This is a genomic window from Acidovorax sp. SUPP3434 (genome assembly GCF_030159015.1).
Classification (GTDB): Bacteria; Pseudomonadota; Gammaproteobacteria; order Burkholderiales; family Burkholderiaceae_C; genus Paracidovorax.
This window is the reverse complement of sequence record NZ_BQXL01000004.1, coordinates 119,966-133,507: the sequence shown is the minus strand read 5'-3', so window position 1 is coordinate 133,507 and position 13,542 is coordinate 119,966. Positions and strand designations below refer to the sequence as shown.

The following is a 13,542-nucleotide window of genomic DNA, read 5'->3' as shown; positions in this document are numbered from 1 at the left end:
AGTAAATGAACAGGGAAAACCCGCGCCGCGCGCCAGGAAAGCCAGAAACGAAAAAGCCGCCCCGGCGCAGGCCGGGGCAGCTTGGGGTAGGGCCGGGCGGTGGCGCGCTTTACTGCAGCAGGCCGCCGAACGCCATGTCGAGGTACTGCTCGATCACCTGCCGGGTGGTGAGTCGCCCTCCAGGCGAATGCCACCGCGCGATGTGGTTCAGCATGGACAGCAGCATGCGCCCGGCCATGGCCGGGTCCACCGCGCGGAACTGCCCTGCAGCGATGGCCTGCGCGATGCTGTCGCGCAGCAAGTGTTCGTACTCGTCGCGCAGATAGACGGCCATGGCACGCGGGTCAACCGCGCTGCCGGACCAGAAGGCGTTGGAGCCCGCGATCCAGGAATGGCGGCTGCGGTCGAGGAAGTCGGCCGACGACTGCATGAACAACCGCACCTTGTCGACCGGCGTGGCGCCCCCGGCCATCGCCTCGCGCACGGAGTCCACCAGCGCCTGCATGGATTCCAGCACGATGCGCTCGTAGAGCGCTTCCTTGTTGGGAAAGTGGTAGTACAGCGCAGCCTTGGTGATCTTGGCCTCTTCGGCGATGTCACGCAGCGAAGTGCCCTCGTACCCGCGCTGCGCGAACAGGCGGCATGCAATGTCGATGAGCTGTTCCTGCCGGGTGTCGGAGCGGGTCGGGGGCGCCGAGTCGACGGGGTCGTTCGCCGAAGCGGCTGGGCGGTTTGCCATAGGGGGAGGCCTCCTCTCTTTTGTAGTTCTGGCACCCGGCCGGGCGGCGGATCGGCGCCACCCCGGTGCCACAAACCCCTCGCATCGCTGCGATGGGGATGGTGTCGTGCAGCCTCCATTTTGCAGCAGCGTCCTGGGCACAGCCCCGGCTGCTCTCTCTGCCCGTCAGCGGCCCACGTAAACCGGAGCGCGCTTTTCCAGGAAGGCGCGCTGGGCCTCCTTGGCATCCTCCGTCTTGGACAACGCGACGGTGTTGCCCTGCTCGTAGCGATAGGCGTCGCGCGACGGCATCAGCTGCGTCAGTCGCGCGGCCTCCTTGGCCAGCCGCAGCGCAATGGGGCTTTTGGATGCGATCTCGCGCGCCAGGTCCATCGCGTAGGGCATCAGCTCCTCGGCAGGCAGGCAGGCCTCCACCAGGCCGAGGCGATAGAGTTCGGCGCCACTGACCTTCATCCCAGTGAAGAACATGCGACGTGCGCGTGAACGGCCGAACACCTCCTGCAGGAAAGTCACGCCCCCTGCGAGCCCTACGTTGATCTCGGGCATCGACACATAGCAGTCCTCGGAAGCCACCCAGATGTCGGAGGCCATCACCAGACCGAAGCCCGCACCCATGGCGGGCCCGTTGATGGCCGCGATGACGGGCTTGGAGCATTCGACGACGGCGTAGAACGATTCGCGCACCAGCCGGTTGTGGCGGCCGTAGGCGCCCGCGGTCGCACCGAGGTTGGGGCGCTCGCGGATGTCGGCACCCGCGGAAAAAACTTTGCCTGCGCCGGTCAGCACCACGACCGAGACGTCCTCCCGATCCGACAATTCATCGAATACCTGCGTGATCTCGGCACGCAGCTCCGCGTTCTGGGCATTGACCGGTGGCCGGTTCAGCGTCACGACGGCGATGCGGTCCTGCACCGCGAGTTGCAAGGTCTGGAAGTCCATATATCTCCTTGGTGGCATGGAATCTCGCCACGGCCAAAACACTGCAATCCATTTTTTACCTGCCGGGCGGTAATTGAACTTTCGGAGAAATCCGCAAGGCATGCAAGCAGCCGACTACGGAAAAACCGGCAGATTTGTCCCGGCAGCGACATGGCAGTCCAGATCATGCTCACCACTCACATAACCTCATGCATTTTTTGCATGAAAGTAATGCCCGTCTGACAGACAGGCGCGGGTGGGATTCATAAAATCGTCATCCCAGCCGACCCGCGGACCCTGCAGCTCTCGCCGCACTCCCCGCCCGCCGACTGAGCATCCAGCCGTTTTTTCAAAGGCAGCGCTCAGAAGACCCATGCGCAGGCCCCCACGTCGCGCCGCTCGTCGGCAGCTTCCTTTGAAAAAACTGTTTTTCAACTTCAGGAAGCTCCCGATGAACGCCCCCACCATGCAAGGCCTGGATCTCAAAGCCCCCGCCTACGTCAAAAATGCCCGCCTGCTCGCCTGGGTGGCCGACATGGCCGTCCTCTGCAAGCCCGACACCATCTACTGGTGCGACGGTTCCCAGGAAGAGTACGACCGCCTCTGCCAGCAACTGGTCGATGCCGGCACGTTCCAGAAACTCAATCCCGCCAAGCGCCCCGGCAGCTACCTTGCCTGGTCCGACCCGAGCGACGTGGCCCGTGTGGAAGACCGCACCTACATCTGCTCCGCACAGAAGGAAGATGCCGGCCCCACCAACAACTGGATGGCACCGGCCGAAATGCGCGCCACGCTGCAGCCGCTGTTCGACGGCTGCATGAAGGGCCGCACCATGTACGTGGTGCCGTTCAGCATGGGCCCGCTGGGCTCGCCCATCGCACACGTGGGCATCGAGCTGTCCGACAGCCCCTACGTCGCCGTGAACATGAAAATCATGACCCGCATGGGCCGTGCCGTGTACGACGTGCTGGGCATGGAAGGCGACTTCGTTCCCTGCGTGCACACCGTGGGCGCCCCGCTGCAAGCCGGCCAGAAGGACGTGTCCTGGCCTTGCAACAAGACCAAGTACATCGTGCACTACCCCGAAACGCGCGAGATCTGGTCGTATGGCTCGGGCTACGGCGGCAACGCGCTGCTGGGCAAGAAGTGCTTCGCGCTGCGCATCGCTTCCACCATGGGCCGCGCGGCTGCTGGCGGCCCCTCCGGTAGCCCGGGCTGGCTGGCCGAGCACATGCTGATCCTGGGTGTCTCGAACCCCGAAGGCAAGAAGTACCACGTGGCCGCCGCCTTCCCGAGCGCCTGCGGCAAGACCAACTTCTCCATGCTGGTGCCACCCAAGGCCTTCGAAGGCTGGAAGGTCACCACCATCGGCGACGACATCGCCTGGATCAAGCCCCAGGCCGATGGCAGCCTGCGCGCCATCAACCCCGAAGCCGGCTATTTCGGCGTGGCCCCGGGTACGAACTACCACACCAACCCCAACTGCATGGCCAGTCTGGACAAGAACGTGATCTTCACGAACGTCGCGCTGACCGACGACGGCGACGTGTGGTGGGAAGGCATGGAAAAGGACACCGGCAAGCTGCCCGACCACCTGATCGACTGGCAAGGCAAGGACTGGACGCCCCAGATCGCCAAGGAAACCGGCGCCAAGGCCGCCCACCCCAACGCGCGCTTCACCGTGGCTGCCACCAACAACCCCGCGCTCGACGAAGCCTGGGACGACCCCAAGGGCGTGAAGATCGACGCGTTCATCTTCGGCGGCCGCCGCTCCACCACCGTGCCCCTGGTGACCGAAGCCCGCAACTGGACGGAGGGCGTCTACATGGCCGCCACCATGGGCTCCGAGACGACTGCCGCCGCTGCCGGCCAGCAGGGCGTGGTGCGCCGCGACCCGTTCGCCATGCTGCCCTTCATGGGCTACAACATGAGCGACTACTTCCAGCACTGGCTGAACATGGGCGAAAAAATCGCGGCCGCCGGCGCACAGCAACCGAAGATCTACACCACCAACTGGTTCCGCAAGGGTGACGACGGCAAGTTCGTCTGGCCCGGCTATGGCGACAACATGCGCGTGCTCAAGTGGATGATCGACCGCATCGAAGGCCAGGCCAGCGGCCAGGACACGCCGATCGGCACCGCCCCCCAGTACGGCGAGATCAACTGGAAGGGCATCGAATTCACCCCGGCCCAGTTCGACACGGTCACCCGCATCGATGCCGCCGCCTGGGCCGACGAGCTGAAGCTGCACACGGCCCATTTCGATCAATTGGCCTACCACCTGCCTGCCGCGTTGCTGGACACGAAGGCCGCGCTGGAAAAGCGCCTGGCTGGCTGATCCCTTCGCGCACGGGGTTCGGTGGCGCCACGCCCCGAATGGCCGTTCCGATGTAAAGCGCCCGGTCCGCACAGCGGCACGGGCGCTTTTTCGTGGTGGCACAGATCACCTTCCAATTAAAAGTCATTATCATTTAGACCGTTCTTTCGGCTAAATTCGCAGGCGGCCAACCCCCACCGGGCATCGCACCGCACACGTCCCCACTGCCCCGTCTTCGCATGGGGCCGACAATGCCGCTGCGCCGCCCGGTTCGCCGGGTTGCGCACCCGCTTCCTGCGCCCTCGGCGCTGGCAATCTTCTCCCCCTCGACGGGCCCGACATGGTTGAAATGGTTTCTGAGCGGATGCCGGCGGCATCCACACGCCGTCTCTGGCTGCGGCTGCTGGGCTGCGTGGTGCTGGTGTTGCTGGCCTGGGTGGCGTGGTATCTCGTGTGGCGCCAGCCTGCGCTGCAGGAGCCGGGGCCCAGCCCCTGGAGCGGTCCCGTTCCGGTGCGCCTCGTGGGCGTGCAGCGGCAGGCCATGGACGAGCAGATCAAGGCCATCGGCACCGTGACTGCGCTGCAAAGCGTGACCGTGCGCAGCCGCGTGGACGGCCAGTTGGCGCGCGTGCTGTTCCAGGAGGGCCAAGAGGTGCGGCGTGGCCAGGTACTTGCCGAGATCGACCCCGCACCCTTCCGCGTGAAACTGGCACAGGCCGAGGGCCTGCAGCAGCAGATGCAGGCGCAACTGCAGAGCGCGGAGCGCGACGTGGCGCGCTACCGCACGCTGCTGCAGCAGGACTCCATCGCGCGGCAGCAGCTGGAAACCCAGGAAGCCCTGGTGGCCCAACTGCGCGGCAGCCTGGCGACTGCGCGCGCCCAGGTGCAGGAGGCCCAGTTGCAGCTGTCGTACACGCGGATCGAGGCCCCGGTGGCCGGCCGTCTGGGCATGCGGCGGGTCGATGCGGGCAATCTGGTCGCGACGGCCGATGCCCAGGGCCTGGTGTCCATCACGCAGACGCACCCCATCACAGTGCTGTTCGCCATTCCCGAAACCCAGCTGCCGGCCGTACGTGCCGGCGCACGCGATGCCCGGCCCCTGGTGGTGCAGGCTTGGGACCGCGCCGAAGCCGCCCTGCTGGGAACCGGGCGGCTGACCACCCTGGACAACCAGATCGACACGGCCACCGGCACCTTGCGGCTCAAGGCCCAGTTCGACAATGCCGACGAAGCGCTTTTTCCCAACCAGTTCGTCAACGTGCGGCTGAAAGTGCGCACGCTGGAGAATGCCCTCGTTGTGCCGGCGGATGCGGTTCAGCACGGCAGCCAGGGGCCCTACGTGTACACCGTGCGGGACGGTAAAGCCGTGCTGCGCCGCGTGGCGCTGGGTGCCAGCGATGGCGAGCGCCTGGTCGTGACCCAGGGCCTGGCCGAAGGCGATTCCGTCGTGCTGGAAGGGCTGGATCGTCTGCGGGACGGCATCGACGTGGCGCAGGTGGTGGATGGCGAGCCCCCCCGGACCGCGCAGCAGTTGCAGCAGCGCGCGAAGGCGCAGGCCGCCGCGGCCTCCAGCGCGGAGCAACCCGCCTCCACCCCCGCCAGCACCGCGCGCTGATGGCGATGTCCCGCAACGCCCACCCGACCGTCGCCCTGGTGCCGCCGCTGCCATGAATCTCTCGCGCGCGTTCATCCTGCGCCCGGTGGCGACGCTGCTGCTCATGCTGGCGCTGCTCATCGCGGGGGCGATCGCCTGGCGCCTGCTGCCGGTGGCGGCGCTGCCGCAGGTGGACTACCCCGTCATCCAGGTGTTCACCTTCCAGCCCGGCGCCAGCCCGGATGTCACGGCCCGCGCCATCACCGCACCGCTGGAGCGCCGGCTCGGGCAGATCCCGGGCCTGCGGCAAATGTCGTCCACCAGCTCCAGCGGTGCCTCGGTCATCACGCTGCAGTTCATGCTGGACGCGGATCTGGCCGTGGGCGAGCAGAACGTGCAGTCCGCGCTCAACACCGCGGCCAGCCTGCTGCCCGCCGACCTGCCCGCACCGCCGATCTATCGCAAGGTGAACCCGGCCGACGCGCCCATCCTCACGCTGGCCATCACCTCGGCGAGCCTGCCGCTGCACGAGGTGCACGACCTCGTGGAAACGCGCATGGCGCAAAAGCTTGCGCAGCTGTCGGGCGTGGGTCTGGTGAGCCTGGCCGGCGGTCAGCGCCCGGCCCTGCGCGTGCGGGTCAACCCCACGGCGTTGGCCGCGCAGCAACTGGGCATGGAAGACGTGCGCCGGGCGATCGCGGGCGCCAATGCCAACCAGCCCAAGGGCAGCTTCGACGGCCCGTACCGCACCACCTTGCTGGACGCGAACGACCAGATCACCTCGCCGGACGCCTACCGCCGGCTCATCGTCGCCTGGCGCACCCCCACCGGCACGGTGGCGTCCAACCCGGCCGTCGCCGGCACGGGCACTGCGCCGCCGGGCGCTCCGATCCGCCTGGGCGACGTGGCCACCGTCGAATCCGGCCCGGAAGATCGCTTTCTGGCCGCGTGGGCCGACCGACAGCCGGCCGTGCTGCTCAACGTGCAGCGGCAACCGGGTGCCAACGTGATCGACGTCGCCGACCGGGTGCGCGCCCTGCTGCCCCAGCTCACCGCCACCCTGCCCGCCGCCGTGGAGGTGGCGCTCCTCACCGACCGCACGCAGAGCATCCGCGCCTCGGTGCGCGACGTGCAACTCGAGCTGGTGTTCGCGGTGGGTCTGGTCGTGCTGGTGACCTTCCTGTTCCTGCGCAGCGCCACGGCCACTTTCATTCCGGGCGTGGTGGTGCCGCTGTCGCTGGTGGGCACCTTCGGCGTGATGTACCTGCTGGGCTTTTCGGTCAACAACCTGAGTCTGATGGCGCTCACCATCGCCACGGGCTTCGTGGTGGACGATGCCATCGTCATGCTGGAGAACATCGCGCGCCACCGAGAGCAGGGCCTGCCGCCGCTGCAGGCAGCGCTCAAGGGCGCGTCGGAGATCGGGTTCACCTTGGTCTCGCTCACCGTGTCGCTGGTGGCCGTGCTGATTCCGCTGCTGTTCATGCGCGACGTGGTCGGGCGGCTGTTCCACGAGTTCGCACTCACGCTGGCCGTGGCCATCGGAATCTCGCTGCTGGTGTCGCTCACGCTCACGCCGATGATGAGCGCCCGGCTGCTCAAGGCCCCCCTTCACGCGCCGCCCGGCGAAGGCAAGGGCACGGGCTTCATGGACCGCGTGCTCGAGCGCTATGGCCGCGCGATCGACGCGGTGCTCGCGCACCAGGGCCTGACGATGCTGGCGATGCTGGCCACGTTGGTCCTCACCGTCCTGCTCTACCTGGCCGTGCCGAAGGGATTCTTTCCGGTGCAGGACAGCGGGGTGGTCCAGGTGGTGACCGAGGTGGCGCCCGACAGCTCGTTCACCGTGGTGTCGCAGCGGCAGCAGGCGCTGGCCGACGCACTGCTGCAGGAGCCGGATGTGGCGAGCCTTTCGTCCTTCGTGGGGGTGGACGGCAGCAATGCCTCGCTCTCCAGCGGGCGCATGCTCATCAACCTGCGCGCCCATGGAGAACGGCAGGCCAGTGCCCGCGCCATCCTGGACAGCCTGCGCGCCCGCGCGCGCCAGGTGGGCGGCATCACGGCCTGGTTCCAGCCGGTGCAGGAACTGTCCATCGAAGACCGCGTGAGCCGCACGCAGTACCTGTTCACCCTGACCACGCCGGACCCGGCATTGCTCGACACCTGGGTGCCACGCCTGGTGGAGCGGTTGCGCGCCCGCGCCGAACTGGCGGATGTGGCCAGCGACCTGCAGCAGCAGGGCCGGCAGGCGCATGTGGAAGTGGACCGCGACGCCGCTGCGCGCCTGGGCCTCACCGTGGCCGACATCGCCACCGCCTTGCAGAACGCCTACGCGCAGCGGCAGATCGCCACGCTGTTCACCCAGGCCAGCCAGTACCGCGTGGTGCTGGAGATCGATCCGCGCCACGCACGCGGGCTGGATGCGTTGCAGACCACGTTCGTGTCCACGCCGTCCGGGCGCAGCGTGCCGCTGGCGGCCGTGGCGCGCATCACCCAGCAGCCCGCGCCGCTGCAGGTCCTGCAGCAGGGCCAGTTTCCGGCGGCCACGGTATCGTTCAACCTGGGCGCTGGCCACTCGCTCGGGGCGGCCGTGGCGGCCATCGAACGGGAGCTTGCAGCCACCGGCCTGCCGCCACAGATCGAGACGCGCTTTCAGGGCGCGGCAGAGGCGTTCCGTGCATCGCTGTCCAACACGCTGTGGCTGGTGTTGGCCGCGGTGGTCACCATGTACATCGTGCTCGGGGTGCTCTACGAAAGCACCATCCACCCCATCACCATCCTCTCCACGCTGCCCTCGGCCACCGTCGGCGCGCTGCTGGCCCTGCTCATCAGCGGCCGCCCGCTGGACCTGATCGCGGTGATCGGCATCGTGCTGCTCATCGGCCTGGTGAAGAAGAACGGGATCATGATGGTGGACTTCGCCCTGGATGCGCAGCGCCGCCTCGGGCTGCCCGCGCACGAGGCCATCCGGCGTGCTGCGCTGCTGCGCCTGCGCCCCATCCTCATGACGACGCTGGCCGCCCTCGTGGGCGCTTTGCCCCTCATGCTCGCACAGGGCTCGGGCGCGGAGTTGCGCCAGCCGCTGGGCATCGTGATGGTGGGCGGGCTGGTGGTCAGCCAGGTGCTCACGCTCTTCACCACCCCCGTGGTGTATCTGTATTTCGACCGGCTGGGCCAGCGGCTCTCGCGCCGCCGTGCGGCCTGGCAGGACGACACGGCGGGCAGCGGGCCATGAACCTGGCGCGCCTGTGCATCCGCCGCCCGGTGGCCACCTCGCTGCTGTCGCTGGCGCTGGTGCTGATGGGCCTGCTGGCCTGGCGGCTGCTGCCGGTGGCGGCGCTGCCGCAGGTGGACTACCCCGTCATCCGCGTGAGCGCCAGCCTGCCCGGCGGCAGCCCCGAAAGCATGGCGGCCACCGTGGCCGCCCCGCTGGAACGCGCCCTCGGTGCGATTGCCGGCGTGGCGGCCATCTCGTCCAGCAGCAACCAGGGCACGACGGAGGTGAAGCTCGAGTTCGTGCTGGGCCGCGACCTGGATGCGGCCGCGCGCGACGTGCAGGCGGCGATCAATGCCGTGCGCAGCCAGTTGCCGGCGGGCATGAAGGGCAACCCGACCTTCCGCAAGATCCAGTCGTCTCAGCGGCCCATCTTGGTGCTGGCGCTGTCCTCGCCGGACCTGGCGCCCTCGGCGCTGTACGACGCCGCCTCTACGATCCTGGCGCAGAAGATCGCGCAGGTGCCGGGTGTGTCCGATGTCTCGGTCGGGGGCGCCTCGCTGCCGGCGGTGCGGGTGCAGCTCGATCCGGGCGCCCTGGCGCACCAGGGGCTGTCGCTGGACGAAGTGCGGTCGGCCATCGTGCGGGCCGGCTCGGTGCAGCCCCTGGGCGCGGTGGAAGAAGGCGCCCGCCACTGGCCCCTGGCGCTGGATGGCGCGCCGGCCTGCGCGGCCGACTACGAGTCGCTCGTGGTGCGCTGGGCCGAGAACGCCCCGGTGCGCCTGTCCGACGTGGCGCGGGTGACCGACTCCACCGAGAACCGCTACAGCAGTGGCTTCCACAACGAGCGCGATGCCGTCATCCTGCAGGTGCGGCGCCAGCCCGGCGCCAATACGGTGGCGACCGTGGACGCGATCCGCGCCCAGCTGCCCTACCTGCGCACGCTGGTGCCTGCGAGCGCGCGGCTGGACATCGTCGTCGAGCGTTCACAGGGCATCCGGGCCACGCTGCGCGAGGCGCATCTCACGCTCGCGCTCTCGGTAGCGCTGGTGGTGGCCGTGGTGGCGGCCTTCCTCGGGCGGCTGCGCGCGGCGCTCATTCCCACCGTGGCGATCCCGGTGTCGCTCATCGGCACGTTCACGGTGATGTACCTGGCGGGCTTTTCGCTCAACAACCTGTCGCTCATGGCCCTCATCGTGGCGGCCGGCCTGGTGGTGGACGACGCGATCGTGGTGCTGGAAAACGTGGAGCGCTACATCGAACGCGGCATGACGCCGTTGCGCGCCGCGCTGCGCGGCGCGGGCGAGGTGGGTTTCACGCTGGTGGCGATGACGCTCGCCCTCGTGGTGGTCTTTGTCTCGATCCTGTTCATGGGCGGCGTGGTGCAGCGGCTGTTCCGCGAGTTCTCCATCACGCTGGCGGCGGCGGTGGTGATCTCGCTGGTGGTGTCCCTGACGCTCACGCCCGTGTTGTGCGCCTATGGGCTGCGCGGGCAGCGCAGCGCACGCCAGGCACAGGCGCGGCATGCCTGGGCCGCTCGCGTGGGGGCCGCCAGCGCCGCGATGCTGGCCGACCTGCGCCACGGCTACGACCGCAGCCTGGGTTGGGCGCTGCGCCACAGCTTCGTGGTGCTGCTCGCCTTCCTGGCCGTCGTGGGCGTGAACGTGTGGCTCTACCAGTCGCTGCCCAAGATCATGATGCCGCGTCAGGACACCGGCATCGTCCACGCTTTCATCCGCGGCGACGATGGCTTTTCGTTCCAGGTCATGCAGCCCAAGATCGAGGCCTACCGCCGCCTGCTGCTGGCCGACCCGGCCGTGGCGCACGTGGCCGGCACCAGCGGCGGCAGCGGCAGCATCGCCAACAGTTTTTTCGTCGTCAGCCTCAAACCCTTGGCGGAGCGTGGCGGCGAGCCGACGCAAGCCGTGGTCAACCGGCTTCGCGAGAAGGCGCCGGCCGTGCCGGGCGGGGTGCTGAGCCCGAGCATCGAGCAGGACATCCAGATCGGCGGCGTGTCGTTCGGCGAGGCCGATACGGCCGTCATCCTGCGCTCAGGCGAAGTGCGCTCGCTGCGCACCTGGGCCCGGAAGGTGTCGCTGGCCATGGGCGAGGCACCGGAATTCACCGACGTGCAGGCCGTGAGCGACGGTGGCGCGCAGCAGGTGGTGGTGGACATCGACCGCGAGGCCGCGCAGCGGCTGGGGGTTGACATGCAGGCCGTGGCGTCCGTGCTGAACAATTCCTACGCCCAGCGCCAGGTGACCACGCTGTACGACCGGCTCAACCAGTACCGCGTGGTGATGGAGGTGGACCCGCGCTTCACTTCGCAGCCGCAATCGCTGGCGCAGATGCAGGTGCTCACCCCGAACGGATCGCGCGTGCCGCTCACCGCCTTTGCCACGTGGCGCTACGGGCTGGCGGAGGACCAGGTGTGGCACGACGCGCTGTTCGCGTCGATGTACATCGGCTACAGCCTCGCCCCCGGCGTGACGCAGGAGCAGGGCCAGCGTGCCCTCAACGCCGTGATGGCGCGCGTCATGCTGCCCGCCTCGGTGCACCTGGCGCCGTCCGGGGAAGACGCGGCACGGGCCAGCGCGGTGCGCTCGCAGCCCTGGCTCATCCTGGGCGTGGTGCTGGCCGTGTACCTGGTGCTGGGGGTGCTGTACGAGAGCCTGGTGCACCCGCTCACGATCCTCTCCACCGTCCCGCCGGCGGGCGTCGGCGCGCTGCTGGCGTTGTGGCTGACCAACACCCCGTTCAGCCTCATGGCGCTGCTGGGGCTGTTTCTGCTCATCGGCGTGGTCATGAAGAACGCCATCCTGATGATCGACTTCGCGCTCGACGCCCAGCGCCGCGAGGGATTGCCGCCGCAGCAGGCGATCCGCCGCGCGGCGGCGCTGCGGCTGCGCCCGATCCTGATGACCAATCTGGCAGGCCTGCTCGGCGCGCTGCCCCTGGTGCTCGGCACGGGCGAAGGCTCCGAGTTGCGGCGGCCGCTGGGCCTGGCCATCATGGGGGGGCTGGCGGTCAGCCAGTTGCTCACGCTGTACACCACCCCTGTCATCTATTACGGCCTGGAGCGCTGGCGCCAGCGGTGGCTGGCAAGGGGTGAGGAGCCCGTACCCGGCGCGCCATGAAAAAGAAAAAGGGCGCCTGGTGGGGCGCCCTTGATGGGGAGACTTCGCGGCCGGTCCGGCCGCCGATCTCAGTAGTAGCGGCGGATGTTGTCCACGGCGATGCCGTTCATGGCACGGCTCAAGTCGGCCATGATGCGGGCGTCGTACAGTGCGGCGTTCCAGGTCTTTTCGTCTTCGGCTTCACGGCGGCGGGCTTCGGCCCAGGCCTTGTAGCCGGAGCGCAACACGGCGCTGGCGCGGCGGGCGGGACCGGCCAGCAGGGCCAGCGCGGCGAAGGCGATCACCCACATGACCATCCAGGCGGCCAGCATGTGGCCTTCGGCGCGGGTGTCGACCACCTGGTTGGCGACCACCAGCACGGCGGCCACAACGGCGGCCAGCAGGAGGGAGGATGCGCCCCGTGCGCCGTCCAGGCTGGCGGCAGCGCCCTTCAGGGAAGCGGCGAAGCGCTCTGCGCGCTGCACGCCGGGGTGTTCGGTGCGGTATTCGATGTGTACAAAATTTGCCATGATGAGGACCCTTTTCAGACGCTTTTGGCGAAATTGCCGGGCGAATGCGTGAATCTTAGGGTTTACCCCATGACTGTTCCACTTTATATTTTGAATCTCAGTCATTCATTGAGGTGATGGTTCAACATGCTGCCTCTCAACTTCCGCTCACTCGACCTGAACCTGCTGCGCGTGTTCGATGAGGTGATGACCGAGCGCAACCTCACCCGTGCGGCGCACAAGCTGTCGCTCACCCAGCCGGCCGTGAGCAACGCGCTGCGGCGCCTGCGCGAGGTGCTGGGCGACGACCTGGTGGTGCGCAGCGGGCAGGGCGTGCAGCCCACGCCCCGGGCCCTCACGCTGTGGCCGCCGGTGAGGCAGGCCTTGGCGCAATTGCAACAGTCGCTGGCGCCGGGGGATTTCGACCCTGCCACCGCCAGTTCCACGTTCGTGCTGGCCATGGCCGACGCCACGGGCGCCACGCTGATCCCGCCGCTGGTGGAGATCATCGAGCGCGAGGCGCCCGGGGTGTCCGTGCGCGTGGTGCCGCTCACCACGCGCGACCCGCGCAGCATGCTGGACGACGAATCCGCCGACATGGCCGTGGGCTACTTCCCGGCGGTGATGGCCGACCTGACCGCGCGCGCGCAGGCCGACAGCGTGGTGGCCTTCGAGAGCGTGCGCCTGTATGACGGCGAATACGTGTGCGTGATGCGCCACGGCCATCCGCTCGCGCAGGTGCCGATGACGCTGGACCTGTATTGCAACGCGCGCCATCTGCTGGTGAGCTTCTCCGGCAAGCCCTACGGGTTCATCGACGAGGCGCTCACCGCGCTGGGCCGCGAGCGGCGCATCGTGCTCACGGTCAACCAGTTCTTCACCGCGGGCCGGGTGGTCACCACCACCGATCTGCTCACCGTGCTGCCGCGCCACTTCGTGGGCGTGGCCAGCATCGCCGGCGAACTGGTGTGGCGCCCGCTGCCCATGCCCCTGCCGACGGTGCACGTCGATGCGCTGTGGCACCGCCGGCGCCTGCACGATGCGGCCCATCGCTGGCTGCGGGGCGCGATGGTGCGATCGGCCCAGCCCACGGCCCGGCGCCCGCCCCTGGCCTGACGGCGGCCCCGCGCCCAGC

The 13,542-nt window shown here is 68.6% G+C and carries 8 protein-coding genes; 5 read left to right on the top strand and 3 right to left on the bottom strand.

Annotated elements, in window-relative coordinates; translation table 11 throughout:
* Positions 1-109: 109 nt before the first annotated feature.
* Positions 110-739, bottom strand: a complete 630-nt coding sequence (locus AVKW3434_RS09600) for a TetR/AcrR family transcriptional regulator (RefSeq protein WP_284405653.1) — start codon at positions 737-739, stop codon at positions 110-112.
* Positions 740-904: 165 nt separating this feature from the next.
* The gene (locus tag AVKW3434_RS09595; protein WP_272566129.1) at positions 905-1,678 is read right to left on the bottom strand and encodes an enoyl-CoA hydratase/isomerase family protein; all 774 of its coding nucleotides are present in this window, start codon (positions 1,676-1,678) and stop codon (positions 905-907) included.
* Between the two features lie 430 nt (positions 1,679-2,108).
* On the opposite strand from AVKW3434_RS09595, the gene AVKW3434_RS09590 reads away from it, so the two are divergent.
* From AVKW3434_RS09590 to AVKW3434_RS09575, 4 genes are all read left to right on the top strand, one after another.
* Positions 2,109-3,995, top strand: coding sequence for a phosphoenolpyruvate carboxykinase (GTP) (locus tag AVKW3434_RS09590; protein ID WP_284405652.1), 1,887 nt, complete (start codon positions 2,109-2,111; stop codon positions 3,993-3,995).
* Between the two features lie 319 nt (positions 3,996-4,314).
* Positions 4,315-5,589, top strand: a complete 1,275-nt coding sequence (locus AVKW3434_RS09585; RefSeq protein ID WP_284405651.1) for an efflux RND transporter periplasmic adaptor subunit — start codon at positions 4,315-4,317, stop codon at positions 5,587-5,589.
* Positions 5,590-5,641: 52 nt separating this feature from the next.
* The gene (locus AVKW3434_RS09580) at positions 5,642-8,803 is read left to right on the top strand and encodes an efflux RND transporter permease subunit (protein ID WP_284405650.1); all 3,162 of its coding nucleotides are present in this window, start codon (positions 5,642-5,644) and stop codon (positions 8,801-8,803) included.
* A complete protein-coding gene (locus AVKW3434_RS09575) occupies positions 8,800-11,919 on the top strand; it encodes an efflux RND transporter permease subunit (protein ID WP_284405649.1) in 3,120 nt (1,039 codons plus the stop codon). Before AVKW3434_RS09580 ends, AVKW3434_RS09575 begins: the two co-directional genes overlap by 4 nt.
* Before the next feature lie 68 nt (positions 11,920-11,987).
* Here the strand turns inward: AVKW3434_RS09575 and AVKW3434_RS09570 are convergent, their stop codons facing one another.
* A complete protein-coding gene (locus tag AVKW3434_RS09570) occupies positions 11,988-12,428 on the bottom strand; it encodes a hypothetical protein (protein WP_272566134.1) in 441 nt (146 codons plus the stop codon).
* Between the two features lie 126 nt (positions 12,429-12,554).
* Between AVKW3434_RS09570 and AVKW3434_RS09565 the strand changes: the two genes are divergently transcribed.
* On the top strand, positions 12,555-13,523 hold the full coding sequence (locus AVKW3434_RS09565) for a LysR family transcriptional regulator (protein ID WP_284405648.1): 969 nt from the start codon (positions 12,555-12,557) through the stop codon (positions 13,521-13,523).
* The last annotated feature ends 19 nt before the right edge of the window (positions 13,524-13,542 follow it).

Coding starts and splice junctions, on each gene's coding strand:
- AVKW3434_RS09585 (WP_284405651.1), top strand. CDS start 4,315: ATGGTTGAAATGGTTTCTGAGCGGATGCCGGCGGCATCCACACGCCGT.
- AVKW3434_RS09590 (WP_284405652.1), top strand. CDS start 2,109: ATGAACGCCCCCACCATGCAAGGCCTGGATCTCAAAGCCCCCGCCTAC.
- AVKW3434_RS09600 (WP_284405653.1), bottom strand. CDS start 739: ATGGCAAACCGCCCAGCCGCTTCGGCGAACGACCCCGTCGACTCGGCG.
- AVKW3434_RS09575 (WP_284405649.1), top strand. CDS start 8,800: ATGAACCTGGCGCGCCTGTGCATCCGCCGCCCGGTGGCCACCTCGCTG.
- AVKW3434_RS09570 (WP_272566134.1), bottom strand. CDS start 12,428: ATGGCAAATTTTGTACACATCGAATACCGCACCGAACACCCCGGCGTG.
- AVKW3434_RS09565 (WP_284405648.1), top strand. CDS start 12,555: ATGCTGCCTCTCAACTTCCGCTCACTCGACCTGAACCTGCTGCGCGTG.
- AVKW3434_RS09580 (WP_284405650.1), top strand. CDS start 5,642: ATGAATCTCTCGCGCGCGTTCATCCTGCGCCCGGTGGCGACGCTGCTG.
- AVKW3434_RS09595 (WP_272566129.1), bottom strand. CDS start 1,678: ATGGACTTCCAGACCTTGCAACTCGCGGTGCAGGACCGCATCGCCGTC.